24 protein-coding genes are annotated in these 23,502 nt (G+C 67.6%); 13 read left to right on the top strand and 11 right to left on the bottom strand.

Annotated features, from left to right (window positions below; translation table 11 throughout):
* Window positions 1-10: 10 nt before the first annotated feature.
* A complete protein-coding gene (locus tag H0X95_RS25625; RefSeq protein ID WP_006490367.1) occupies window positions 11-568 on the top strand; it encodes a helix-turn-helix domain-containing protein in 558 nt (185 codons plus the stop codon).
* 152 nt (window positions 569-720) lie between these two features.
* Window positions 721-2,067 (top strand): glutamine synthetase family protein, encoded by a 1,347-nt coding sequence (locus H0X95_RS25620; protein WP_006490374.1) that lies wholly within the window; start codon window positions 721-723, stop codon window positions 2,065-2,067.
* 23 nt (window positions 2,068-2,090) lie between these two features.
* On the opposite strand, the gene H0X95_RS25615 is transcribed toward H0X95_RS25620, so the two are convergent.
* Complete coding sequence (locus tag H0X95_RS25615) at window positions 2,091-3,269, bottom strand: FAD-dependent oxidoreductase (protein ID WP_125331664.1); 1,179 nt, start codon at window positions 3,267-3,269, stop codon at window positions 2,091-2,093.
* 148 nt (window positions 3,270-3,417) lie between these two features.
* Between H0X95_RS25615 and H0X95_RS25610 the strand changes: the two genes are divergently transcribed.
* Window positions 3,418-4,353 (top strand): LysR family transcriptional regulator, encoded by a 936-nt coding sequence (locus tag H0X95_RS25610; RefSeq protein WP_125331666.1) that lies wholly within the window; start codon window positions 3,418-3,420, stop codon window positions 4,351-4,353.
* Here H0X95_RS25610 and H0X95_RS25605 read toward each other — a convergent pair.
* From H0X95_RS25605 to H0X95_RS25580, 6 genes are all read right to left on the bottom strand, one after another.
* Complete coding sequence (locus H0X95_RS25605; RefSeq protein ID WP_196446268.1) at window positions 4,333-4,872, bottom strand: GNAT family N-acetyltransferase; 540 nt, start codon at window positions 4,870-4,872, stop codon at window positions 4,333-4,335. The genes H0X95_RS25610 and H0X95_RS25605 overlap by 21 nt on opposite strands.
* Window positions 4,873-4,922: 50 nt before the next feature.
* Window positions 4,923-5,501 (bottom strand): hypothetical protein, encoded by a 579-nt coding sequence (locus H0X95_RS25600; RefSeq protein ID WP_125332638.1) that lies wholly within the window; start codon window positions 5,499-5,501, stop codon window positions 4,923-4,925.
* A gap of 65 nt (window positions 5,502-5,566) precedes the next feature.
* Window positions 5,567-5,956, bottom strand: a complete 390-nt coding sequence (locus H0X95_RS25595) for a lysozyme inhibitor LprI family protein (protein ID WP_006490376.1) — start codon at window positions 5,954-5,956, stop codon at window positions 5,567-5,569.
* Window positions 5,957-6,009: 53 nt separating this feature from the next.
* On the bottom strand, window positions 6,010-6,774 hold the full coding sequence (locus tag H0X95_RS25590) for an N-acetylmuramoyl-L-alanine amidase family protein (protein WP_196446267.1): 765 nt from the start codon (window positions 6,772-6,774) through the stop codon (window positions 6,010-6,012).
* A 123-nt stretch (window positions 6,775-6,897) separates the two neighbouring features.
* Window positions 6,898-8,520 (bottom strand): NAD(P)/FAD-dependent oxidoreductase, encoded by a 1,623-nt coding sequence (locus H0X95_RS25585; RefSeq protein WP_196446266.1) that lies wholly within the window; start codon window positions 8,518-8,520, stop codon window positions 6,898-6,900.
* On the bottom strand, window positions 8,520-10,034 hold the full coding sequence (locus H0X95_RS25580; protein WP_048992739.1) for a polyamine aminopropyltransferase: 1,515 nt from the start codon (window positions 10,032-10,034) through the stop codon (window positions 8,520-8,522). The genes H0X95_RS25585 and H0X95_RS25580 overlap by 1 nt, the downstream gene beginning before the upstream one ends.
* A 121-nt stretch (window positions 10,035-10,155) precedes the next feature.
* Here H0X95_RS25580 and H0X95_RS25575 point away from each other — a divergent pair, with 121 nt between their 5' ends.
* The 5 genes from H0X95_RS25575 to speD are packed head-to-tail and all read left to right on the top strand — an operon-like array spanning window position 10,156 to window position 13,699.
* Window positions 10,156-10,542 (top strand): DUF350 domain-containing protein, encoded by a 387-nt coding sequence (locus H0X95_RS25575; protein WP_006490342.1) that lies wholly within the window; start codon window positions 10,156-10,158, stop codon window positions 10,540-10,542.
* A 27-nt stretch (window positions 10,543-10,569) separates the two neighbouring features.
* Window positions 10,570-11,610: an SPFH domain-containing protein gene (locus tag H0X95_RS25570; RefSeq protein ID WP_069353523.1), complete on the top strand. Its 1,041-nt coding sequence runs from the start codon at window positions 10,570-10,572 to the stop codon at window positions 11,608-11,610.
* Between the two features lie 9 nt (window positions 11,611-11,619).
* The gene (locus tag H0X95_RS25565; RefSeq protein ID WP_196446265.1) at window positions 11,620-13,137 is read left to right on the top strand and encodes a DUF4178 domain-containing protein; all 1,518 of its coding nucleotides are present in this window, start codon (window positions 11,620-11,622) and stop codon (window positions 13,135-13,137) included.
* Window positions 13,134-13,283, top strand: a complete 150-nt coding sequence (locus H0X95_RS25560; RefSeq protein ID WP_006491192.1) for a hypothetical protein — start codon at window positions 13,134-13,136, stop codon at window positions 13,281-13,283. The genes H0X95_RS25565 and H0X95_RS25560 overlap by 4 nt, the downstream gene beginning before the upstream one ends.
* Window positions 13,280-13,699 (top strand): adenosylmethionine decarboxylase, encoded by a 420-nt coding sequence (gene speD / locus H0X95_RS25555; RefSeq protein WP_006491200.1) that lies wholly within the window; start codon window positions 13,280-13,282, stop codon window positions 13,697-13,699. Before H0X95_RS25560 ends, speD begins: the two co-directional genes overlap by 4 nt.
* Window positions 13,700-13,725: 26 nt before the next feature.
* Here the strand turns inward: speD and H0X95_RS25550 are convergent, their stop codons facing one another.
* A complete protein-coding gene (locus tag H0X95_RS25550) occupies window positions 13,726-14,178 on the bottom strand; it encodes an SRPBCC family protein (protein WP_006491214.1) in 453 nt (150 codons plus the stop codon).
* Window positions 14,179-14,369: 191 nt separating this feature from the next.
* Between H0X95_RS25550 and H0X95_RS25545 the strand changes: the two genes are divergently transcribed.
* Window positions 14,370-15,410, top strand: coding sequence for a bifunctional nicotinamide-nucleotide adenylyltransferase/Nudix hydroxylase (locus H0X95_RS25545; RefSeq protein WP_059721987.1), 1,041 nt, complete (start codon window positions 14,370-14,372; stop codon window positions 15,408-15,410).
* A gap of 72 nt (window positions 15,411-15,482) precedes the next feature.
* Complete coding sequence (locus H0X95_RS25540) at window positions 15,483-16,916, top strand: nicotinate phosphoribosyltransferase (protein WP_006491207.1); 1,434 nt, start codon at window positions 15,483-15,485, stop codon at window positions 16,914-16,916.
* Window positions 16,917-16,958: 42 nt separating this feature from the next.
* Here H0X95_RS25540 and H0X95_RS25535 read toward each other — a convergent pair whose 3' ends face one another.
* On the bottom strand, window positions 16,959-18,434 hold the full coding sequence (locus tag H0X95_RS25535; RefSeq protein WP_196446264.1) for an aminotransferase-like domain-containing protein: 1,476 nt from the start codon (window positions 18,432-18,434) through the stop codon (window positions 16,959-16,961).
* A gap of 132 nt (window positions 18,435-18,566) precedes the next feature.
* Between H0X95_RS25535 and H0X95_RS25530 the strand changes: the two genes are divergently transcribed.
* Window positions 18,567-19,454, top strand: coding sequence for a DMT family transporter (locus H0X95_RS25530; protein ID WP_196446263.1), 888 nt, complete (start codon window positions 18,567-18,569; stop codon window positions 19,452-19,454).
* Between the two features lie 194 nt (window positions 19,455-19,648).
* On the opposite strand, the gene lysA is transcribed toward H0X95_RS25530, so the two are convergent.
* Window positions 19,649-20,887 (bottom strand): diaminopimelate decarboxylase, encoded by a 1,239-nt coding sequence (gene lysA, locus H0X95_RS25525; protein WP_006491202.1) that lies wholly within the window; start codon window positions 20,885-20,887, stop codon window positions 19,649-19,651.
* Window positions 20,888-20,995: 108 nt separating this feature from the next.
* On the opposite strand from lysA, the gene H0X95_RS25520 reads away from it, so the two are divergent.
* Both H0X95_RS25520 and H0X95_RS25515 read left to right on the top strand, forming a co-directional pair.
* Complete coding sequence (locus tag H0X95_RS25520; protein WP_012493476.1) at window positions 20,996-21,910, top strand: LysR family transcriptional regulator; 915 nt, start codon at window positions 20,996-20,998, stop codon at window positions 21,908-21,910.
* 56 nt (window positions 21,911-21,966) lie between these two features.
* Window positions 21,967-22,566, top strand: coding sequence for a GNAT family N-acetyltransferase (locus tag H0X95_RS25515; protein ID WP_034202103.1), 600 nt, complete (start codon window positions 21,967-21,969; stop codon window positions 22,564-22,566).
* An 81-nt stretch (window positions 22,567-22,647) separates the two neighbouring features.
* Here the strand turns inward: H0X95_RS25515 and H0X95_RS25510 are convergent, their stop codons facing one another.
* Window positions 22,648-23,226 carry a DUF4142 domain-containing protein gene (locus tag H0X95_RS25510; protein WP_006491198.1) on the bottom strand — a complete coding sequence of 193 codons (579 nt, stop codon included), beginning with the start codon at window positions 23,224-23,226 and terminating at the stop codon, window positions 22,648-22,650.
* Window positions 23,227-23,502 lie beyond the last annotated feature (276 nt).

Genomic DNA, 23,502 nt, shown 5'->3' with positions numbered 1-23,502 from the left:
GGAATCCATCATGAACGAACAGGAAGAGATAGAAAGTCTGGCGATCCTGATCCGCGACCTGCGCAAGCATCGCAAGGTCACGCTGAACGATCTCGCCGAACGGATCGGCCGCTCGGTCGGCTTTCTGTCGCAGGTCGAGCGCGGGCTGTCGCGTCCGACGGTCGCGGATCTCACCGCGATCGGCGAGGCGCTCGGCGTGCCGACCACCTATTTCTACAGCCTGAGCAAGCCGCGCAGCGTGCCGTGGGTCACGCGGCCCGACGAACGCCGCACCGTGTATTACGCGGCCGGTATTACCGACATCCTCGTGTCGCCGAACATGCGGTCGCGTTTCTCGATCCTCGAAAGCCATCTCGGGCCCGGCGCGAGCAGCGGCGAGCGGCCGGTCGACGACAGCGACGAGCAGGGCGGCTTCGTGCTCGAAGGAGAACTGACGATCTGGATCGACGGCGACGACACGCCGGTCACGCTCGGCCCGAACGATGCGTTCCAGCTGCCCGCGCACAAGCGCTTCCGCTACGCGAACCTGACCGACGCGCCGACGCGCGTGATCTGGGTATTCACCTGAGTGGTCGGCGGGGCGGGCGGTGTTGGAGGCGGCCCCGCCGCGCAGCCTGTTTGCAGTACTGATCGACATGCGGCGTGCGTTGCGCCGTGCGCCGCCCGAATCCGGTTCGCCGCGTTGCGGCACCGCCATACAAGACATGGAAAGGATGAGACATGGCTGACGTCGTTCCCGCGCTGGTCAGTGAAGTCCGCGCATTCCGGCAGGCGCACCCCGAGATCCGTTATGTCGACCTGATCTGCCTCGACCTGCCCGGGCACTTCTACGGCAAGCGCTATCCGATCGATGCGCTCGAGAAAGTCGCATCGGGCTCGCTGCTGAAGCTGCCGCAGAACTGCGTGCTGCTCGGCACGCAGGGCGGCCTCTACAAGATCGGCGACTACTGCTTCAACGACGGCGATCCCGATGCGCCGCGCCGCCTGATCCCCGGCACGCTGAAGCCCGTGCGCTGGGAGCGGCAACCGCTCGCGCAGATGCTAATCAGTTCCGATGGCACCGATTCCCCGATCGAATTCGAGCCGCGCGAGGTGCTCGCACGCGTGCTGCGGCGCTTCGCGGCGCGCGGCATCCGGCCGGTCGTCGCATTCGAGCTCGAGTTCTACCTGTTCGCCGCGCAGCTCGCGGACGGGATGCCGCAGTATCCGCGCGACCGCCTGAGCGACGACCGCGACGATCAGCCGAACATGCATATCGAGCGCCTGTCGCGCTTCTCCGACGTGCTGCACGAGATGGTCGAAGCCGCGTGCGAGCAAGGCGTCGATGCAACGGTGATCACCGCGGAGCTCGGGCCCGGCCAGTTCGAGATCAATTTCGGGCATACCGACGACGCGCTGCGCGCGGCCGACTGGTCGGCGCTGTTCTGTCGCAGCACGCGCGGCGTCGCGTTGCGGCATGGCTATCGCGCGAGTTTCATGGGCAAGCCGTATTTGCATGCGCCGGGCAGCGGCATGCACGTGCACGTGAGCCTGTATGACGACGCGGGGCGCAACCTGCTTGCGGCGGACGGGCAGCGGCCGTTGCGTCACGCGGTGGCCGGCTGCCTCGCGCTGCTGCCGCATTGCATGCCCGTGTTCGCGCCGAATCACAATGCATTCCGCCGCTACGGGTCGATGGTGAACGCGGCGAGCCGCGCGAGCTGGGGTTTCGAGGATCGCGACGCGTGCATCCGCATTCCCGAGTCGGACGCCCGCAACCTGCGGATCGAGCACCGGCTCGCGAGTGCGGATGCGAACCCGTACCTGGTGCTCGCGGCGATCCTCAGCGGGATGGAGCACGGGCTCGATGCGCGCCTCGAGCCGATCGCGCCGCTCAATGAGGATCGCGGCAGCGGGATCGACTTTCCGAAGGAGATGCTGTCGTCGGTCGCCGCGATGCAGGATCATCCGGCCGTGCGCGACGGGCTCGGCAGCGAGTTCGTGATGGTGTATTGCGAGAACAAGCGGCAGGAGGAGCTGGATTTCCGCAACGAGATCGGCGCGCGGGAGTATCGGTGGTTTCTGTGAGCCGATGCCGCCGTCCGCACGGCTTATCGTCCGCGCGCCTGTTCCATCGGCAGGTGCGCGCCCCACGCGTTCGTCAGCGCTTCGATTTCGGCGACCGGATCGATCCGTTGTCGAGCGCTGTCGCTTACGTCGTCGCTGAATAACAGGTGCGCGAATTCACGCGCACGCTCGGTGATCGCGGCGGTTTTCCCGCTGCGCCGCAGCGTGAACGCCGTAAGCGCCGCATCGAGATCGCCGCCGTTGGCTGAATCGTATTTGTCGAGGCACCGGGCAAGATGCCACGCATCTTCGAGCGCCTGGCAGGCGCCTTGTCCGGAGGTCGGGAGCGGCGCGTGCGCGGCGTCGCCGATCAGCAGTACGTTGCCGCGGTGCCATGCGTCGACCGGGTCCAGATCGTGCACGCGGATCTTCGTGAGCGTGTCCGCTGGCGTCGCACGTATCACGTCCGTGACGGGCGCCGGCCACGGCGCGAAGCGCCGTTCCAGCATCCCGCGCGGATCGTCTTCCGCCGTATCGCACCTGTCGGCTTCCGGCCATGCCGCCGCCCAGTACACGCGATGCCGGTCCAGCGCGACGATGCCGAAGCGTTCGCGCGTGCCCCAGTAATCGAATATCGACACTTCGTCGACCAGCGGCGCATTGCTTTGCGCGACGCCGATCCAGTTGACGAAGCCCTGATAGACGGGGGTGTTGTCGCCGACCACATGACGTCGCGCGACGGAGTTCATGCGGCCGTCCGCGCCGATCACGAGATCGGGGGCGATCGTCGTGCCGTTGTCGAAGCGAACGACGGCGCGACCGTCCGCGCCGGTATCGATGGCCGTTGCGCCGTGGCCGAAGCGGACCTCGATGCCGCGCGCGGCGAGGTGCCGGGTCAGCACGGCCTGCAGGTCGCGCCGCAGGATCGACACCGTCGGGAAGCCCATGCGGCGGTCGAGCGCGCCGATCTCGGTGGCCTTGAGCAGGGTGCCGTGCCGGTCGATGCGCCGCATCGCATGCAGGCGGCCGCCGGCCTCGACGATGTCCGGCAGCAGGCCGAGCTGGGTGAGGACGAAGCCGGCATTCGGCCACAGCACCACGCCTGCGCCCATCGTCGATTCCGCCGGCCTGCGTTCGTACAGCCGGATCTCGTGGCCGCGCCCGGCGAGCGCGAGTGCGGTGCTCATGCCGGCCACGCCGGCGCCCAGGATTGCAATGTTCATGACGCTCCTTGCCTGTGTCGTGCGAACGCTCGCTGGCCGCGGGTGCGTGCCCGGGCGTCGCATTGACGGGATAAGCATCGTAAATTATGGTTTCTGGCGGGATAAGTCATCGAAATCGGCAGGCTTTGATACCTAAAACGGGATAATGATGCGTAGCAAGCTGGATCTGAATGCGGTGCGTGTGTTCGTGACGGTCGTCGATGAAGGCAGCTTTGCCGGCGCCGCGCGCATGCTCGCGCTGCCGGGTTCCAACGTGAGCCGTCATGTGGCGCAACTGGAGTCGCGGCTCGGCGTACGTTTGCTCGAGCGCAGCACGCGGCACCTGCGGATGACCGAGGCCGGGCGGTTGCTGCACGAGCGTGCGCGGCCGATGCTCGACGCGCTGACGCAGGCCGAATGCGAGCTGACGTCGCAGCAAACGGAATTGCGCGGCGTGTTGAAGCTTTGCGTCCCGGGCGAAATCGGGCCGCGCATGCTGGGGCCGATCGTCGCGGAATTCGCGAGCCGCCATCCACGTGTCGAGATCGACTGCGACACCAGCCTCGCGGGCATGTCGACGCTGCGCGACGATATCGACCTGTCGATCATCGTCAATCGCGGCAAGCTGGACGACAGCGCGTTCGTCGTCAGGCCGCTCGCGAGTTTGCCGAGCGTCGTCGTGGCCGCGCCGTCACTGGTCGCGCGGGTCGGGATGCCTGGCCTGACGGAGCAGCTCCGGCAGTTGCCGTGCATCACGACGTTGAGCACGCTGAAAGGGCAGCCGTGGCAGTTCGCCGATCGCGACGGACGGATTCACAAGATTCCGGTGGCGAGCCGGTATCGCGTCAATAGCGGCGAGATGGCGGGCCTCGCGGCGGTGAACGGGATCGGCTTCGCGATTCTGGTCGAACGCGCGTGCGCGGTGGAGCTTGCCGAAGGGCGGCTGGTGCGCGTGCCGCTGGAGATGGCGCCGGCGCCGCTGCAGCTGCATGCCGCTTACGCGAGCCGGAATTCGGTCAACGCGAAGATTCGCGCGCTGCTGCAGCTGATGCAGGAACGATTGGCGACGGAGGAGGCGCTGCCGTCATCGCGACCGCTTTGGTAGGGCGCGCCAGTAGCGCACTTCCTCGATCGGCGTACCGTCGATCTCGAAGGTCTTGATGTCGGCTTCGGCGACGAAACCTTCGCGTTCGTAGAATGCTCTTGCCCGACGGTTTTTGACCAGCACCCACAGCGACACCCATGCATGACCCGCGTCGTGCAGCGCCCGGCATGCATGGTCGACCAGCCGCGCACCGATCCCTTGCCCGCAATGCGCAGGATGCAGATAGATCGCTTCGATTTCGCCCCACGCCCGGTCCTTGTCGGCGTCGCGCGTCGGGCCGTACGCGATCCAGCCGGTCGGTGCGCGGTTCGCGAACGCGAGCGCGACGCATGGCCGGCCCGCGTCGAGTACCGCGCGCCACGCGGCCGTGCGCTTTTCGACCGACAGGCCGGCGAGGAACGGGGCCGGCATGATGTCCGTGTAGGTCGCTTGCCACGACGCGACGTGGATGCCGGCGATGGCCGGTGCATCGGCGGTGGTGGCCGCGCGGATGTCGATCGTCGTCGTATTCGATGGCATGCGCCCTCCGTGTGGCCGGTTGCCGGTCGCCGCGCTGCCGCCTGCCGGATTCACGTCGCCGGATCCAGGCTGGCGTCGATGGCGAAACGGTAGTGGATGTCCACGTGTGATGCGTTGCCCGGTGCGTCGGTTTTCTTCAGCACGAACTCGAACGCGGGTTCGAACCAGCCGTCGCGTGCGATTTCTCCGCCGAGGATCTCGACGTCGTACCAGCCGTTGTCGATTTCAATGACGGGCCTGCCTGGTTCGCGATAGCGCGCAAGCAGCGCATTCACCGTGTCGTCGGTGAAGCGTTCGAGAATGCGCCACGTGTAGAGCATCACCGCACGATGCGCGACGCGCAATACGTATCCACCGCACCGATGCTGCAGACGACTGCCTGCTTTCAGCAATTCGGGCGTGCCGTCGTCCAGCGTGAAGATGACCGTATATGGATGATTCTCGATGCCGGCCAGCGGAATGACGATGCCTTCGAGCACCGCGTGGTCGCCGCTGTCGCCGGTCGTGAACGCCGATGCGACGTCGTCCGGCAGCCCGTGTTCGTCCTTGTAGCGTTTCAGCAGCAGAAGATCGCCGACGAGAAAGTAGTCGATCAGATCGTTGAGGACTTCGGCGAATTGATGCCGCATCGTCGTTCCTTTCGAGCAGCGTGCCGTGCCGCGACGTGCTTTGCGGCACGGCACGCGTGGCGACCTTATTCGCCGAGCTTCGACGTCACGCAGCCGGTGCTCGAGCATTCGCGCTCACGCTCGCGCAGGAACGACAGTCGCGATTGCGTCATGTCGTTCGCGCACTGGATGTCGACGAGGTAGCTGCTGCCGCGCGTTTCGCTGCACTGCGCATCGCGTTGCTTCAGCCACGCGAGCTGGCCGGCCTTCAGCGTCGCCTGCTGGTCGCCGCTCAGTTGCTTGCGCAACCGGCCGTATTCGTCGTTGAGATCGCGGTCGGACTGCGAGAACTGCGTGCTCGTGCAATAGACCTGGTCGAACGCGCTGCGCGGCTTTCCGCAGCCGGCCGCGTGCGCGGCGAACGGAACGGCGAGCGCGAGCAACGCGCAGGCTGCGAGCAGATTCTTTTTCTTCATGGTGATGCTCCTGATTGGGTGAAAACCGTTGAACGCGACAGGCGAGACCGTCGTTATTGGGGCGTCGTGCACGCGTCGATGCCGCCCGCGATCGCGGCGGACAGGCGCTGGATCGTCTCGCGGCGCGCGAGCCGCGCTTCTTCGTCCGGATTGACGATCACGCCGGCTTCGACGAGCACGGCCGGAATCGGCGCGGTGCGCAGCACGACGAGATCGTCGAAGCGGTGGATGCCGAGTTGCGGGTCGATCAGCGGACGATTCTCGCCGCGGATCGGCTGCGCGTGATACAGCGACGGCCGTTCGCCGGCCGCGACCAGCCGCTCGGCGATCGCCTTCGCACAACGCAGGCTCTCCGCATAGTCCGGATTGCGCTCCGACACGAACACCGAGAAGCCGCGGAATTCGCGCTGCCGGCCCGCGTCGATGAACTGCTGCTGCATCGAGTCGTGATGGATCGACACGAACAGGTTCGCGTCGGGCGCCTGCGTCGAGCGCTGATTGAGCGCGATCTCGCGACCGTCCGCCGACGTGCGCAGCACGCGGTCGCCGTGCGCGGCGAGTTTGTCGGCGACGGCGCCGGACAGGTCGAGGTTGTACAGATATTCGACGCGGCCGCTGGCGCCGGTGGAGCCCGGATGCGCGGGCGTATGGCCGGTGTCGACGACGATGTAGCGGCCGGACGCGGGCTCGGTAACGGTCGTGGCGGCGGTGTCGGCCGCGTGCAGCGCCAGCGGCGCGCCGAGCAGCGGGGCGCACGCGAGCACGCGCGCGGCGGCGCGCACGAGCGGGCGAAGGCGTCGGAAGGTTCGGTTCGTCATTGTTGTTGTCGAGAGGGCGGACGGCGCGTCGAACGGCGCGCCGCCGTCGGCCTGCTCAATGCAGTCGGAATGTCGCGCGATTATAGCGGGTGGCGGCGACGCCGCAATGACGCGCGACGGTTGTCAGGCGAGCACGCGATGTGCCGCCAGCATGCCCCAGTACGACGCTTCCTCGAACAGCGACAGTCCGGACAGGTCGGCATGCGCGAACACGACGGGGCCGTCGGCATCACGCAGCGCGAGCAGCCCCGGCCGGCTCAGGAAGCCGACGTCGGGCGTGGCCATCGCGTGGCCGCGGACGGTGATCTCGAGCGCGGTCGCATGCTTCCACAGCTCGCGTCCGTACACGGCCTGCAGGTCGATCGCCGCCTGCTCGCGCAATGCGTCGGGCTTCGCCTGCGCGAGCCAGCGGCGCGTATCGTCCGGCGTTTGCGTGCTCAATGCCTGATAGGCGGAGAACACCGAGCGCGTCGGCGGCGACATCCGGATCAACTGGTGCGTCGACACGACGTAGCCGAGCCCGGCGCCGTCGTAGACGACGTTGTCCCACGCGAGCGGCACGCCCGCTTCCTCGGCCGGCATGCCGTCGAGCAGGAAGTTGGACACGAGCCACGGCGCGCGCGGCGGCAAGTCGCGCGCGGGCTCGAAGCCATACGCGGCAAGCAGTTGCGGGAATACGCGCGCCGCGACGAACAGCGGCATCGCACATACGACACGGCGCGCCTTCAGCGTGAACGTCGACAGCGTGCCGTCGTGACCGACGCGTGCGCACAGCACGTCGACGCCGCCCGCGCGTTCGGTCGCGCGCACCGCGAAGCCATCGCGCGACCACGCGTTCGAGCCGGTGCGCGCGGCGATCGACTCGCTCAGCTTCGTCACCATCGTGTGCAGCCCGTCGGGCCAGGTCAGCACCGCGCCGTCGCTCGCATCGCCCGCATGGCCGCCGCGTGACGAGAAATAGTGCAGGCCGGCCCAGGCGGAGACATGCTCGTAGCCGGCGCCGTAATCGTCGCGGCAGCAGTAGTTCAGATACCAGTGCAGCGCCTTCGCGGTGTAACCCTCGTCGTGCAGCCACTGGCGAAACGAGCGCCGGTCGAGTGCGCGCCAGCGCGGGTCGCGCGACGATTCCGCGATCGGGATGCAGAACACCTTGCGGCCGTCGGCGCCGCGTGCGGTGCGCAGCCCGTCCGTGTACGCGAAGAAGCGCGCCTGCTGCGCGAGCGCGTCGGCGTCGAGGCCGGTGGCCGGCACGATGCCGTCCTGCCACTGTCCATCGATGAACAGGCGTTCATCCGGTGCGTGGACGAGTGCACGCTCGTCGTACACGGGGCGCGCGGAGAACGGCGCGGATTCGATCACGCCGAGATCGGCGAGCATGTCGCGCAGATGCGCGGATTCGAGCGACGGCAGCGGCAGGTAGTGTGCGCCCTTCGGATAGCCGAGCGCGCCGAAACGCCCGCCGGCCGCGTTGCCGCCGAATTCGGGGCCGGCGAGCACCGTGAAGCGCGTATGGCCCGCGCGCGCGAGCTGCCATGCGCACGACAGCCCGGCCGCGCCGGCGCCGAGAATCGCGACATCCGTCTCGATCGTGCCGGACGGCGCGGGCAGCGCGGCATGGTCGCGCAGCGCATGGCCTTCGCGCATGCCGGGGTAGTCGACGCGCGGCGTCGTCTCGATCCAGCCGGTGCGGCCGCATGCGGCGAGCGACGCGGCCGCCGATGCGACGAGGAACGTGCGGCGATCCATCAGCGCAGCACGTGCTTCCAGTCGTCGTCGAAGCGGCGCACGAGCGGCTGGTCGTTGAGTTCGTTCGGCGACATCGACAGCGCCGGCATGTCGGCCGGGAAGTGGAACATCTCGGTGGCCGTTTGCGCATCGAGCCAGCGCGTCGGCACCGAGTAATGCGTCGGCACCGTGAAGTCGCGGCGCTTGCCGGCGATCACGAAGCCCCAGTCGCCGAACGATGGCACGTAGCAGTGGTATGGCCACGTGTTGAGCCCGGCTTCGTGCAGCGTCGCGATGATGGTCCAGTACGCGTGCGGCGCGAAGTACGGCGAGGTCGACTGGATCACCGTGTAGCCGTTCTCCGACAGGTGGCGCGCCAGCAGCCGGAATACCGGCACCGAGTACAGGCGGCCGAGCCCGAAGTTGGTCGGATCGGGGAAATCGACGACGATCGCGTCGTACACGTCGGCATTCGATTCGAGCCAGCGCACCGCGTCGTCGTTGATCACGTGCACGCGCGGGTCCTTCAGCGCGCCCTGGTTCAGCTTGACGAGCGGCACGGACGTCGAGAACAGCTTCGTCATCGCGGGGTCGAGATCGACGAGCGTGATTTGTTCGAGGTTGCGGTGCTTGAGCAGTTCGCGCACTGCGAGGCCGTCGCCGCCGCCGAGCACGAGCACGCGCTTCGCCCACGGCAGCGCCTCGATCGTCGGGTGGATCAGCGCTTCGTGATAGCGGTGCTCGTCGCGCGACGAGAATTGCAGGTTGCCGTTCAGGTACAGCCGCATGTCGTCGTGCCATTGCGTGAGCACGATGCGCTGGTACGGCGTCGTTTCCGAATAGATCGTCTCGTCGCCGTACACGCCGTGCTCGGCCCAGTGCGTGATGCGGTCCGACAGCGCGAATCCGGCGACCAGCAGCCCGATCACGAGCGATGCGCGCATCAGCTTGCCGCGCACGTTGCGGATCTCGTCGCGGAACAGGTGCGTGGTCCACAGTGCGACGAGTGCGTTCAGGAGCCCGAACAGGAAGCTCGTGCGCAGCAGGCCGAGACGCGGCGCGAGCACGAGCGGGAAGATCAGCGACACGGCCAGCGAGCCGAGATAGTCGAAGGTCAGCACCTCGCTGACGGTATGGCGGAACGCCTGGCGTCGCTGCTGGAACGCGCGCATCACGAGCGGAATCTCCATCCCGATCAGCAGGCCGAGCGCGAGCACCAGTGCGTAAAGCGCCGCACGAAACGGCGCGGCGAGCCAGGCGAACACGACGAACAGCAGCGCGGCCGACACGCCGCCGAGCAGGCCGACGAGCAGCTCGATGTCGACGAAGCGGTCGAGCACGTCGTCGTCCTCGACGAACTTCGCGAGCCACGAGCCGATCCCCATCGCGAACAGGTAGCAGCCGATCACCGACGAGAACTGCAGGATCGAGTCGCCGAGCAGGTAGCTCGACAGCGCGCTGCTGATCAGTTCGTAGCCGAGCCCGCAGGACGCGAGCACGAGAATCGACAGGACGAGCGCGCGCTTATGCAGCATCGCGCATCCGTTGTGCAGTGTTCGGCAATGTGGATATACTGGCGCGGATTTTCGTCTGGCGGCCCCGTGCGGGCCGGCCGGCGACGGGGCGGCGAACCGAGCACAAAATCCGAGGAAAAGAATGAATAGTGCCTATCTTTATGCGGTTCATTTACTGTCGGCGTTCGTGCTGCTTCTCGTGTTCGCGGCAGTGTACCTGAAGGTCACCCCGTTCGACGAACTGGCGCTGATCCGCGACGGCAACGCGGCCGCGACGCTGTCGTTCGGCGGCGCACTGATCGGTTTCTGCCTGACGCTCGCGTCCAGCATCGCGCACAACGCGACGCTCGGCGAAGTCGTGATCTGGGCCATCGGCGCGATGATCGTGCAACTGATCGCCTACGCGGTGCTGACGCGCGTGATGCCCGGCATGAATCATGCGATCGAGGATCGCAACGTCGCGATGGGCGGCCTGATGGGCACCGCGTCGCTCGTCGTCGGCATCATCAATGCCGCCTGCCTGACCTGACGCGCCACGCGTTCCGAGGAGACCGACATGAGTCTGGGTTCATTCATCCGCAAGCAGTTCATCGACGTCCTGCAATGGACGGAAGACACCGACGGCGTGCTGGCCTGGCGCTATCCGATGGAAGACCAGGAAATCCAGTACGGCGGCAAGCTGACCGTGCGCGAAACGCAGGTCGCGATCTTCGTCAACGAAGGCAAGGTCGCCGACGTGTTCCAGCCGGGCCTCTACACGCTGGAAACGCGCACGCTGCCGGTGCTCACGAACCTGAAGAACTGGGACAAATTCTTTCAATCGCCTTTCAAGTCGGACGTCTACTTTTTCAGCACGCGGCTGCAGCTGGGCCGGCGCTGGGGCACCGCGCAGCCGGTGACGATCCGCGACCGCGAATTCGGTTTCGTGCAGCTGCGCGCGTTCGGCATCTACTCGTATCGGATCGTCGATGCGGCGGCGTTCCATCGCGAGGTCAGCGGCACGCGCGCGGCATACACGGTCGACGATCTCGAGCAGCAACTGCGCAACCTGGTCGTCACCGCGATGAGCACCACGTTCGGCTCGGCCGACGTGCCGTTCGTCGACATGGCCGCGAACCAGTCGCTGCTGTCGCAGCGTGTCGCCGAGGCATTGGTGCCGGTGTTCACGCGCTACGGGCTGGCGCTCGACGCGTTCGCGGTCGAGAGCGTGTCGCTGCCGGCCGAACTGCAGAAGGCGCTCGACCTGCGGATCGGTGCCGGGATGGCCGGCGATCTCGCGCGCGCCACGCAATACCAGACCGCGCAGGCGATTCCGCTCGCCGCGCAAAACCCGGGCGGCATCGCCGGGGTCGGCGCGGGGCTCGCCGCGGGCGCGGCGATCGGGCAGGCGATGGCCGGCCAGATCGCGGGCGCCGCGCAACCGGCACAGGCCGCACCGCCCGCGCCCGTTGCCGCGCCGGTGGCCGCCGCGCCGACCGAGAGCACCGATTACGTGCAGCGGCTCGAGCAATTGAAGGCGCTGTTCGACAAGGGCCTCGTGACCGAAGACGAATATTCGCGTGCGAAGGCCGAGATTCTCGCGAAGCTCACCCGGTAAGCGTCGCGCATGTTCCGTACCTCGTGCCCCCAGTGCGGCGCGCCGGTCGAGTTTCGCTCGGCCGCGGCGGTAATGGCCGTCTGCGCGTTCTGTCGCAGCACGCTGCTCAAGCGCGGCGCCGACGTCGAGCGCATCGGCGAACTGGCCACGGTGCTCGACGATGCGTCGCCGATCCAGATCGGCACGGCCGGCCGCTACGACAAGCGCGCATTCACGGTGCTCGGGCGTATCCAGATGACCTACGACGCCGGTGCATGGAGCGAGTGGTACGTCGTGTTCGACGACGGCGCGTTCGGCTGGCTGTCGGATGCGTCGGGCCAGTACGCGATCACGGTGCGCGAACCCGACGATGCGTCGGGCCGCGCATGGCCAGCATTCGACACGCTCGAACCGGGCATGCGGATCGACCACGGCGGGCGCGCGTATCTGGTGTCCGACGTGCGCACCGCGCGCTGCACGGGCGGCGACGGCGAGCTGCCGTTTCGCGTCGATGCCGGCTGGGAGGCGCGCGTCGCCGACCTGCGCACGGGCAATGCATTCGCGACCTACGACTATTCCGACGCCGAACCGAACGGCGGCATCCCGGCCGTCTATGCGGGCGAGGCGCTGGAATTCGACGCGCTCGCGTTCACCGGGCTGCGCGACACCGAAAACGATACGCGCGACAAGCGCGGCGCGGAGCTGGTGCCGTTCGCGTGCCCGAGCTGTGGCGCGCCGCTGTCATATGCACCGAACGTGGCCGACTACGTCGTGTGCGGCAGTTGTCACGCGGGCGTGCAGTGCACGGCGGAGCAGCAGACCGTGTTCGCGGCGCGGCGCAAGCTCGAATCGGTGAAGGGCGCGCTCGAACTCGGCGCGATCGGCACGTTCGACGGCGTGAAGTACACGGTGATCGGCATGATGCGCTGCCGCGTGCCGGGCGACGACGAGACGTGGGACGAGTACCTGTTGCTGAACCCGAAACGCGGCTTCCTGTGGCTCGTGCAGAGCGAGGGGCGCTGGGAACGTGTGCAGGTGCTCGACCATTGGCCGACGATCGGCGGCGAATCCGGCAACGTGACCGACGACGGCAAGACCTACCGGCTGCGCGAGGAATACGAATCGGAGGTCGTCTACGTGGTCGGTGCATTCAACTGGCGCGTGCAGGCGGGCGATCGCACGTCGATCATCGACTACGGCTGGCAGAAGGACAAGCTCACGCGCGAGCGCAGTGACGCGGAGATCGTCTGGTCGCGCGCGCGCCCGCTGTCGGGCGGCGCGCTCGCCGAGCGCTTCGGCACGCCCGCGCTCGCGGCGGCCACGCCGGCGGCCGCCGGCGCCACCGAATCGATGGGCCTGTTCGGCCGAAAGGGGCCGCACAGTTTCGCGCCGCTGCCGTTCATGTTCAGCGCGTTGCTCGTGATCTTCAACATGGGCTCGCTGTTCTCGTTCACCGGCCGCTCCGTCTACGTGCTGGTCGGCCTGCTGGTGCTGTGGCTGCCGGAATGGCTGTGGAAGCGGTTTGCGCCGGACGGGGGCAACGCGTGATCCGGTACATTCTCTACGGCATCTACGGCCTGATCGTCGTCACGCTGTTCAGTTGTTCTTCGATCGGCGGCAGCGGTTCGGGCGGCGGCGGGTGGGGCAGTTCGTCGGCGCGCAGCGGCTACTCGTCGTACGGGTCGCACAAATGACCGCACGCGACGGGAGCGTGTCGCCGGACGCGACGCTCGGCTCGCACGTGCTGGCCGACCTGGCCGGCATCGATGCGGCGCTGCTGCGCGACGCCGCGCGGCTCGAAGCAATCCTCACCGATGCGGCGCAACGGGCCGGCGCGCGCGTGATCGGCGCGCATTTCCATCATTTCGGCGGCGAGCATGGCGTGACGGGCGTCGTGCTGCTGGCGGAGTCGCACATCACGATCCACACGTGGCCCGAGCATCGCTTCGCGGCCGTCGATGCGTTCATGTGCGGCGCGGCGCGTGCCGCCGACGCGGTCGATGCGATCGCCGCGGCGCTCGGCACGCACGCGCAGGTCCGGCAGCAGGTGGCGCGCGGCGGGATGGCGGCCGCCTGTCGTTTCCCCGGCTTCGGCGAATCTGGCAAATAGCCGATGGCGCAGCCGGCTTACGCCGGTCAGCGCGGCAGTGCTTCGGCTTCGGCCCAGCGCTTGAACGAATCGAGACGCCGGCGCGTCTGCACGAGATAGAACGCGCCGATCAGCGGTTCGAGCAGCCAGCGCAGCCAGGACGGCTGGGCGCGGAAGTGGTACGTGAACTTCACCTCGGTCGATCCGGCCGTGCGCTCGGTGAAGTTCCAGCTGCCGCTGAAGCGTTCGAGCACCTTCGGCCCTTCGACCATTTCGACGGCGGCGACCTGCGGCGGACGGTACGAGATGTAGCGCGACACCATCGTCGCGCCCGACTGGCTGCGGCAGAACGCGTCGACGCCGACGTCGGCGGTCGTGCCGTCGAGCAGATAGGCATCGATGAGGAAGTTGTCCCAGACGAGCCGCCGCCCGTAGTCCTGCGACCACGTGAACAGGCGTCTGCGATCGACGCCGACGGTCCGGCTGACGGAGATCCTCATGAGGGCGGGCGCCGTGGCGCGGATTGGGATGAAATCGAGTGTAACTCGCCAATAACGCGTGTTTCGTCAGACTTCGTCAAGTCGAGCGCGGGCTCGAATCGGCTCGATTGACCTCCCTCGGGAATTCCCCTAGGATTCATCTCAACCCTTCGGGACAGACCCGGAGCGTTTCAATCTCTTGAGGGAGCCTCATGAGTACGCAACAGAACCGGCGCTTCGACGCGCTCGTTTTCATTGGTCGTTTACAGCCTCCGCATCGTGGTCACCTGAACGTGCTGAAGTCGGCACTGAGCCGGGCCGAGCGCGTGTGCGTGCTGATCGGATCGACCGACAAGCCCCGCACCATCAAGGATCCGTTCTCGTTCGACGAGCGTCGCCAGATGCTGGCTTCGCTGCTCGATGCGTCCGAGCGCGATCGCGTGACGATTGCCCCGCTGCAGGATTCGACCTACAACGACGGCGACTGGGTGCGCTGGGTGCAGGATGCGGTGGCCGTCGCGCTCGGCGACGTCGCGCAACGCAAGGTCGGGCTGATCGGCCACGAGAAGGACGCCACCTCGTATTACCTGCGGATGTTCCCGCAATGGGAGCTCGTCGACGTCGATGCGACGGAAGACATTTCCGCCACCGAGATCCGCGACCAGTATTTCGCCGAACGCACCAACAGCTTCGTGCAGTGGGCCGTGCCGGAACCCGTGTTCGGCTGGCTCGAGCGTTTTCGCACGCAGCCGGAATTCGCGCAACTGAAGTCGGAAGCCGAATTCATCGCCGCGTATCGCAAGGCGTGGGCGGCCGCGCCGTATCCCGTCACGTTCGTGACGGTCGACGCGGTGGTCGTGCACTCGGGGCATATCCTGCTCGTGCGCCGCCGCAGCGAACCGGGCCGCGGCCTGTGGGCGCTGCCGGGCGGCTTCGTGAACCAGGACGAGCGGCTCGATGCGGCGTGCATCCGCGAGCTGCGCGAGGAAACCGGCCTCAAGCTGCCGGAACCCGTGCTGCGCGGCTCGATCAAGGATCGCCAGGTGTTCGATCACCCGACGCGTTCGCTGCGTGGCCGCACGATCACGCATGCGTGCCTGTTCAACTTCCCGACCGGCGAGTTGCCGCGCGTGAAGGGCAGCGACGACGCCGACAAGGCGCGCTGGGTCCCGCTCAACGAATTCGCGCAGATGCGCAACGTGATGTTCGAGGATCACTTCGACATCGCGTATCACTTCCTGGGGAAGCTGTGACGCGCTGATTCCCTGCATCGGTCCGCCGCGACAGACGCGGCGGCACTTCAACGGCCTAGAGGAGCTCTAGCCATGCAAAACGATCCCGGCGGCTTTGCCGCGGTTCTCGCCAATCCGATTCTCAACACGGATTCGTACAAGGCTTCCCACTTCCTGCAGTATCCGCCGGACGCATCGGCGATGTTCTCGTACGTCGAATCGCGCGGCGGCCGTTACGACCGCACGCTGTTCTTCGGCCTGCAGATGCTGTTGAAGCAGTACCTGTGCAAGCCGGTCACGCACGCGATGATCGACGACGCGCGCGATTTCTTCACGGTGCACGGCGAGCCGTTCAACGAAGCAGGATGGCGCTATGTCGTCGAGCACTACGACGGTTACCTGCCGGTGAGGATCCGCGCGGTGCCGGAAGGCTCGATCGTGCCGGTGAACAACGTGCTGATGACGGTCGAATGCGACGATCCGCAGGTGTTCTGGCTCGCGTCGTATCTCGAGACGATGCTGTTGCGCATCTGGTATCCGGTGACGGTGGCGACCCGCAGCTGGCACCTGCGGCAGACGATTCGCCGCTTCCTCGAACGGACCGACGACGATCTCGCGCAACTGCCGTTCAAGCTGCACGACTTCGGCGCGCGCGGCGTGTCGAGCGCGGAATCGGCCGCGATCGGCGGCGCCGCGCACCTCGTGAACTTCATGGGCTCGGACACGGTGCTCGGCGTGCTGGCCGCGAACCGCTTCTATCGCGAGCCGATGGCCGCCTATTCGGTGCCGGCGGCCGAGCACAGCACGATCACGTCGTGGGGGCGCGAGGGCGAGGCCGATGCGTACCGCAACATGATCAGGCGCTTCGGTTTGCCGGGTGCGATCGTATCGGTCGTGTCGGACTCCTATGATCTGTTCGCCGCGCTCGATCTGTGGGGTGGCGAACTGCGGCAGGCGGTGCTCGATTCGGGCGCGACGCTCGTCGTGCGTCCCGATTCCGGCGACCCGGTGACGATCGTGTTGCAGACCGTGCGCGCGCTCGACGCGTCGTTCGGTTCGACCGTGAACGGCAAGGGGCGGCGCGTGCTGAACCGCGTGCGCGTGATCCAGGGCGACGGTGTCGACGAGCAGTCGATCGAGGCGATCCTCGCCGCGCTCGACGATGCCGGCTATGCGGCCGGCAACGTGGTGTTCGGCATGGGCGGTGCGTTGTTGCAGCGCGTGAACCGCGATACGCAGCGCTTCGCGATGAAGTGTTCGGCCATCCGGCGTGATGGCGTATGGCACGACGTTCGCAAGGATCCGGTCACCGATCGGGGCAAGCGCTCGAAGCAGGGGCGGTTGACGTTGCTGCGCAATTGGCGCACCGGCGAGTATCGGACGGTGACGTTGCCGGTCGCGTGGGATGATCGCGTGCTGGAAGGCGAATGGGAAGAGGCGCTCGAGACGGTGTTCGACACCGGGCGTTTGCTCGTCGATACGTCGTTCGCCGAGGTCCGGGCGAGGGCGCATGCGGGGGAGGTGTGACGCAGGCGGCGGGCCATCCCGCCGCTGCGCGGCAGGTTTGCGTCACTTGCCGGCCAGTACACGGCTGCCGGCATTCGCCAGCGCGCCGCCGCGCTCCACCACCCGCACCGCCTCCATCGCCCGCGCCAGCGCATCGAACACCGCCGGACCCTTGCAACGCGACACGTTGAAGCGCATGTACGACGTCGCGCTGCGCGACGCGCTGAACACGTCGCCGGGCGCGAGCACCACGTCATGGTCCAGCGCATGACGCGCGACGCGCGCGGCGTCGAGTCCGTCCGGCAATTGCGCCCACACGAACAACCCGCCGCGCGGCTCCGTCCAGATCCCGAGCCCGGCCCGCGCGAGGCGCCGGATCGTTTCGCCCATCGCGTCCGCGAGACGCGCGCGCAGGCTGTCGAGATGGCGGCGGTACGTGCCGTCGATCAGCAGCCGGTGCACGACGTTCGCGCCGATCTGTGCATTGCCGAACGACGTCGCGAGCTTCAGGTCGACGAGCGCGTCGATCCATTCCGGACGCGCGGCGACATAGCCGCAGCGGATCGCGGCCGACAGCGTCTTCGAGAAGCTGCCGATCGACACGACGCGCGACAGCCCGTCGAACGCCGCGAGGCGCGGTGCGGGCGTGCTCTCGAAATCCGCGAAGATGTCGTCCTCGACGATCAGCAGCCCGTGCTCGGCCGCGAGCGTCAGCAGCCGGTGCGCGACGGGCGGCGCGAGCGTCGCGCCGGTCGGGTTGTGCAGCGCGGCGTTGGTGATGTACAGGCGCGGCCGGTGCTCGGCGAGTACCTGCTCGAAGCGCACGAGATCGGGGCCGTTCGGCGTGAACGGGACGCTGACGATCCGTGCGCGATGCGCGCGCAGCAGCGCCTGGAAGTTGAAGTAGCACGGATCGTCGAGCACGACCGTATCGCCGGGCTCCAGCAGCAGGCGGCACACGAGGTCGAGCGCGTGCGTGCCGCCGTCGGTCAGCATGATCTGCGCGGGTTCCGCGTGGACGCCGTGCTGCGCGAGCCGCCACGCAAGCTGCTGGCGCAGCGCGGGCAGGCCGAGCGGGGTCGCATAGTCGGTCAGCGCATCGGCTTCGTCGCGCGACACGGCGCGCAACGCGCGCCGCAGGCTTTCGTCGGGCAGCCACGACGACGGCAACCATCCGCAGCCGGGCTTCACCGACGTCGGCGCCGCTTCGAGCGACTGACGCGACAGCCACAGCGGATCGAGCTCGCGATCGAGGCGCGGGCCGAGTTCCGCGAGCGCGAGCGGCGGTGCGTGCCCCGATACATAGAAGCCCGAACCGCGTCGGGCGACGAGCACGCCTTCGCTCGCGAGCCGTTCGTACGCATCGACGACCGTCGATTTCGATACGCCGAGCGCATCGGCCATCATCCGGATCGACGGCACGCGCGCGCCGGGCATCAGCGCGCGGCTCGAGATCCGCGCGCGCAACGTATCCATGACGGTTTCCACGCGCGTGCGCGACGGCGCGGGCGGAGCGGGAATCGGGGCGGAATGGTTCATGGCGAACGATGAACTGTACGGCCGGTTGTCCAGTACAGTTTGTCTGAATTGTATTGGGTTGTAGCTTACGCCGTTTTCGCCGGCGGCGGATCATCGGTCATCCATCATCCATTTCCCCATTCAGGATCGACCGTGCAAAAGACGACCGACGGATGGCTCAGCGGCCTGCTGGGTGTCATCATTTTCAGTGGCTCGCTGCCCGCGACGCGTGTCGCGGTACAAGGGCTCGACCCGCTGTTCCTGACGTTCGCCCGCGCGACCATCGCCGGTGCGCTGGGCCTGCTGCTGCTCGTCGTGCTGAAGCAGCGGCGGCCGTCGCGCGCCGAGGCCGTGTCGCTGGCCATCGTCGCGCTCGGTGTCGTGGTCGGGTTCCCGTTGCTGACGGCGCTTGCGTTGAAGCACGTGACGTCGGCGCACGCGATCGTGTTCGTCGGGCTGCTGCCGCTCGCGACCGCGCTGTTCGGCGTGTGGCGCGGCGGCGAACGGCCGCGGCTGCCGTTCTGGATCTTCTCGATCGTCGGCAGCGGCGCGGTGGCCGCGTTCGCGCTGCGCAACGGCGGGCAGGCGTCGGCGTTCGGCGATGCGCTGATGCTGGCCGCGATCGTCGCGTGCGGGCTCGGTTATGCGGAAGGCGCGCGCCTGTCGCGCCAGCTCGGCGGCTGGCAGGTGATCTCGTGGGCGCTCGTGTTGTCGCTGCCGCTGATGCTGCCGCTCACGTGGCTGACCTGGCCCGCGTCGTTCGACGGAGTAGACGCCGCCGCGCTGTGGGGGCTCGCGTACGTGTCGCTGTTCAGCATGTTGATCGGCTTCGTGTTCTGGTATCGCGGGCTGGCGCTCGGCGGGATCGCGGGCGTCGGCCAGTTGCAGCTGCTGCAGCCGTTCTTCGGCCTCCTGCTCGCGGCCGGGCTGCTGCACGAGACGGTGCCGCCGTCGATGGTGGTCGTGACGGTCGTCGTGGTCGGCTGCGTGGCGGGCGCGAAGTACTTCTCGAAGATGGCGCCCGTGCAGCGTGCGGGGTGACGCAGGGGCAGCGGTGGGGCGCGCATCAGGCCGACGCCCTCCGGTGCGAGGCTGGCCGTAAGCCGGTTGCCACCGATGCGCATGATCGCGACGTGCGCCCGATCCTGCACCCGATGACGCGGCCCAAGGCAAAACGGCCAGGCTGCCGGTAGCGGCAAGCCTGGCCGTTGGGCGTTCGTCACGCCGGGCGCGGGTTACTCGAACGTTTCCAGCGCGAGCAATTCGCCGATCGTCTGCCGGCGGCGGATCAGTCGCGGCGTGCCGCGATCGACGAGCACTTCCGGCGCGAGCGGCCGGCTGTTGTAGTTCGACGACATCGACGCGCCGTACGCGCCCGCGTCGTGCAGGAACAGCAGGTCGCCGATCTGCGGCTGCGCGAGCTTGCGGTGCGTGACCACGCCGCCTGCATCCTGCGTGAACACGTCGCCCGATTCGCACAGCGGCCCCGCGATCGCGAGATCGACGAGCGGCCGGCCGGCGGGCAGCGCGCCATCGTGCGCGTGTACCGACACCGCGTGATAGCTGCCGTACATCGACGGGCGCATCAGGTCGTTGAAGCCCGCGTCGATCAGCACGAAATCGTGCTTCGGCCGACGGTTGACGGCTTGCACCTCGGTGACGAGCGTGCCGGCTTCGGCGACGAGAAAGCGGCCCGGTTCGATCTCGATGCGCACCGGGTGGCCGAGATGCCGTTCGATCCGCTTGCGCGCGGCGTCCCACTGGCTGAAGTAGTGACCGACGTCGACGCGCGGTTCGCCGTCGCGATACGGGATCGACAGGCCGCCGCCGGCCGAGATCGCATCGATGTCGTGGCCGAGCGACGTGACGAGATCGACCATCGCATCGCACACCTGCGACAGGTGGCCGTAGTCGACGCCCGAACCGATGTGCATGTGGATGCCGACCAGCTTCAGCCCGTACTGGCGCACGATCTCGATCGCGCGCGGTACGTCGTCGATCCAGATGCCGTGCTTGCTCTGCGGGCCGCCGGTGTTGGTCTTGTTGCTGTGGCCGTGGCCGAACCCGGGATTCACGCGCAGCCACACTCGGTGGCCGGGCGCGTGCTCGCCGATGCGCGCGAGCATATCGAGCGAGCCGGCGTTCACGGTCACGCCATGCTTGAGCACCGCCGCGAGCGTCGGGCGGTCGATCAGGTCGGCCGTGAACACGACGCCTTCCGGTTCGCCTGCCGGGCTGAACCCCGCCGCGAGGCTGCGCTCGATCTCGCCGAGCGACACGGCGTCGACGCACGCGCCTTCTTCGCGCATCAGCTTGAGGATATGGACGTTCGAATTCGCCTTCTGCGCGTAACGGATCACGTCGAACTGGCGCAGTTGGGCGATGCGGTCGCGGATGACGTCGGCGTCGTACACCCACAGCGGGGTGCCGTATTGCTGCGCGAGCGTCGCGAGCTGGCGGGAATCGAGAGACATGGCGGATGAACCGGATGGAATGAACGGATAGCGGGATGATGCGCCTGATCGGCTATACAGTAAAATGCCGATTTATCTTCATTCGATTCATTCCTGATATATACGATCATGCTGACGCACCGTCATATCGAGGTTTTCCGTGCGCTGATGGTCACCGGCAGCACGACGCGCGCGGCCGAGATGCTGTACACGTCGCAGCCGACGATCAGCCGCGAGCTGGCGCGGATGGAGCAGGTCGTCGGCTTCGCGCTGTTCGAACGCGCGCACGGCCGGCTGCGCCCGACGATGGCCGCGCTCACGCTGTTCGACGACGTGCGGCTCGCGTATGTGGGGCTCGAACGCGTCGCGGCGACGGCCGCGCGCCTGCGCGAATTCCGCGACGGGCAACTGTCGGTGATCGCGCTGCCGGCGTTCTCGCACGCGATCCTGCCCGGTGCGTGCCGGCGCTTTCACGACGCGCATGCGGGTGTCAGCGTGTCGGTCGCGACGCAGGAGTCGCCGGTGCTCGAGGAGTGGCTCACCGCGCAGCGTTACGACCTCGGGCTGACCGAGCACGATGTCGCGCCGGCCGGCACCGTGCTCACGCCGCTGCTCGAAGTCGATGAAGTGTGCGTGTTGCCCGACGGCCATCCGCTGCTCGCGCAGGACGCGATCGATTTGCTCGATCTCGCCGACCGCCCGTTCGTGAGCCTGTCGCTGAACGATCCGTACCGCATCCTGATCGACGAGGCGTTCGCGCAACTCGGTGTCGCGCCGCGCTCGGTGGTCGATACGCCGTCGGCGGTGTCGGTGTGCGCGTTCGTGCGGCAAGGGCTCGGCGCCGCGATCGTCAACCCGCTCACGGCGCTCGATTTCGTCGGCCGCGATCTGCACGTGCGGCCGCTGACGCGGTCGTTTCCGTACCGGGTCAGCGTGATCGTGCCCGAGCACCGGCCGAAGAGCCTGCTCGTCGATGCGTTCGCCGATGCATTGCGCGGCGAAGCGAAGGCGATCCGCCGCCGGCTCGCCGCGCACCTCGGCTAGCGGCACCGTATGATGGGCGTTTTGCCGCCATCGTCCTCATTTTCCGGAATCCCGTCATGACCGACGCATCGTCTTCCCTCGAACAACCGACCCTCGTCGGCGAACGTGTCGTCCTGCGTCCGCTCGACGTGTCCGACCGGCAAGCGCTGCTGGACGCTGCAGCCGACGGCGAGTTGTGGAACCTGAAGGTCACGGTCGTGCCGGGCGCGCAGACGGTCGACGCCTACATCGATACTGCATTGCGGGGCCGCGCGGCCGGCACCGTGATGCCGTTCGTGATCGTCGATCGCGCATCGGGTCGCGCCATCGGCAGTACACGCTTCTGGAAGATCGATCGCACGAATCGCAAGCTGGAGATCGGCCATACGTGGTTGAGCGAATCGGCGCAGCGTACGCGGGCGAATACCGAAGCGAAGTGGTTGCTGCTGACCTATGCGTTCGACACGATGCGATGCGTACGCGTGCAGTTCACGACGGACGAGCTGAACGAGAAATCGCGCGCGGCGATCCTGCGGCTCGGTGCGAAACAGGAGGGCATCGTGCGTCACGAACGGATCATGCCGGACGGCCGCAAGCGCAATTCGGTGCGCTTCAGCATCATCGACGACGAATGGCCGGAAGTGCGTGCGCGGCTCGACGCGAAGCTGGCGACGTAACGTGTGCCGCGCCGCCGGCAGGGGAGGCGGCGACGCGACAGGGGGCGGTGCGCCGCGCACGATGCGCGGCGCTGCATCGTGTTACTGCGCCGATGCGAGGTGATGACGCTGCGCGAGCTTCTGCGCGTCTGCATAGTGCGCCTGCAGGATCGGCAGCGCCTGGCGTGCGACTTCCTTCAGCTTGGTGTCGCGGCCCGATGCGATTTCGGCCTGGAATGCCGAGATCGCCTTTTGCTGGCCGGCGAGCGCGACCTGTTCGATGTAGGCCTTGTCGAAGTCGGCGCCGCGCAAGCTCTTGATGCTGTTCAGCACGGTCGTGTCCGGGTCGTTGGCCGGCACGTCGACGCCGCGCGGGCTCGCCGCGCGCATCGCCTGGATGATCTTCGCATCGTCGGTCGACACGCGTTGCGCGAAGGCCTTGACCTGGCTGTCCGACGTGCGCGAATCGGCGATGCGCGCGGCGTCGTGCTGGGTCGACACGGTTTTCGTGCCGTCCGTGATGAAGGTCTGGTCGGCTTCGTGGATGCGCGTCGCGGTGGCAGCCGGCGCGGCGGACGCGGCGGGGGCCGGTTGCGCGGTTTGCGCGGTCGCCGTCACGGCGACGAGAAGCAGGCCGGCGGCAGACAAGGCAAGGCGCGAGATGGGGGGAAAGCGGTTCATGGGACCTCCTTTCGATCGGGGCTCTGGTTGAAAAACGGATCGTGTGATCCGTCGCTGTGCGAGAGACCGGGCGCGCCCGGGCCGGATTCGATGGCCACTCTGCCGCGGCGGCGTTCGAAGTGTTTCCCGGCCCGACTGATTCTAGGAGAGCGCTCGGGTAGCAGGTGCAACCGTGCTGTGGCTTGTGTAACGGTTGGTAAGACGAATCGATGGGCATGCGCGCAGGCAGGTAGCGCGTACCTGATGCGCGTGCGGTGGCGGCAATTTTTGCGCGCG

The organism is Burkholderia sp. 9779_493, assembly GCF_015712215.1.
Classification (GTDB): domain Bacteria; phylum Pseudomonadota; class Gammaproteobacteria; order Burkholderiales; family Burkholderiaceae; genus Burkholderia; species Burkholderia cenocepacia.
The sequence above is the reverse complement of the archived record's forward strand: the minus strand, read 5'-3'. Positions and strand labels throughout refer to the sequence as shown.

Bases quoted from the DNA above. Each gene is read 5' to 3' on its own strand.
- H0X95_RS25535 (WP_196446264.1), bottom strand. From the start codon at position 18,434: ATGAACCATTCCGCCCCGATTCCCGCTCCGCCCGCGCCGTCGCGCACG.
- H0X95_RS25610 (WP_125331666.1), top strand. From the start codon at position 3,418: ATGCGTAGCAAGCTGGATCTGAATGCGGTGCGTGTGTTCGTGACGGTC.
- lysA (WP_006491202.1), bottom strand. From the start codon at position 20,887: ATGTCTCTCGATTCCCGCCAGCTCGCGACGCTCGCGCAGCAATACGGC.
- H0X95_RS25615 (WP_125331664.1), bottom strand. From the start codon at position 3,269: ATGAACATTGCAATCCTGGGCGCCGGCGTGGCCGGCATGAGCACCGCA.
- H0X95_RS25545 (WP_059721987.1), top strand. From the start codon at position 14,370: ATGAGTACGCAACAGAACCGGCGCTTCGACGCGCTCGTTTTCATTGGT.
- H0X95_RS25565 (WP_196446265.1), top strand. From the start codon at position 11,620: ATGTTCCGTACCTCGTGCCCCCAGTGCGGCGCGCCGGTCGAGTTTCGC.
- H0X95_RS25620 (WP_006490374.1), top strand. From the start codon at position 721: ATGGCTGACGTCGTTCCCGCGCTGGTCAGTGAAGTCCGCGCATTCCGG.
- speD (WP_006491200.1), top strand. From the start codon at position 13,280: ATGACCGCACGCGACGGGAGCGTGTCGCCGGACGCGACGCTCGGCTCG.
- H0X95_RS25540 (WP_006491207.1), top strand. From the start codon at position 15,483: ATGCAAAACGATCCCGGCGGCTTTGCCGCGGTTCTCGCCAATCCGATT.
- H0X95_RS25625 (WP_006490367.1), top strand. From the start codon at position 11: ATGAACGAACAGGAAGAGATAGAAAGTCTGGCGATCCTGATCCGCGAC.
- H0X95_RS25605 (WP_196446268.1), bottom strand. From the start codon at position 4,872: ATGCCATCGAATACGACGACGATCGACATCCGCGCGGCCACCACCGCC.
- H0X95_RS25510 (WP_006491198.1), bottom strand. From the start codon at position 23,226: ATGAACCGCTTTCCCCCCATCTCGCGCCTTGCCTTGTCTGCCGCCGGC.
- H0X95_RS25570 (WP_069353523.1), top strand. From the start codon at position 10,570: ATGAGTCTGGGTTCATTCATCCGCAAGCAGTTCATCGACGTCCTGCAA.
- H0X95_RS25515 (WP_034202103.1), top strand. From the start codon at position 21,967: ATGACCGACGCATCGTCTTCCCTCGAACAACCGACCCTCGTCGGCGAA.
- H0X95_RS25520 (WP_012493476.1), top strand. From the start codon at position 20,996: ATGCTGACGCACCGTCATATCGAGGTTTTCCGTGCGCTGATGGTCACC.
- H0X95_RS25590 (WP_196446267.1), bottom strand. From the start codon at position 6,774: ATGACGAACCGAACCTTCCGACGCCTTCGCCCGCTCGTGCGCGCCGCC.
- H0X95_RS25585 (WP_196446266.1), bottom strand. From the start codon at position 8,520: ATGGATCGCCGCACGTTCCTCGTCGCATCGGCGGCCGCGTCGCTCGCC.
- H0X95_RS25580 (WP_048992739.1), bottom strand. From the start codon at position 10,034: ATGCTGCATAAGCGCGCGCTCGTCCTGTCGATTCTCGTGCTCGCGTCC.
- H0X95_RS25550 (WP_006491214.1), bottom strand. From the start codon at position 14,178: ATGAGGATCTCCGTCAGCCGGACCGTCGGCGTCGATCGCAGACGCCTG.
- H0X95_RS25595 (WP_006490376.1), bottom strand. From the start codon at position 5,956: ATGAAGAAAAAGAATCTGCTCGCAGCCTGCGCGTTGCTCGCGCTCGCC.
- H0X95_RS25575 (WP_006490342.1), top strand. From the start codon at position 10,156: ATGAATAGTGCCTATCTTTATGCGGTTCATTTACTGTCGGCGTTCGTG.
- H0X95_RS25600 (WP_125332638.1), bottom strand. From the start codon at position 5,501: ATGCGGCATCAATTCGCCGAAGTCCTCAACGATCTGATCGACTACTTT.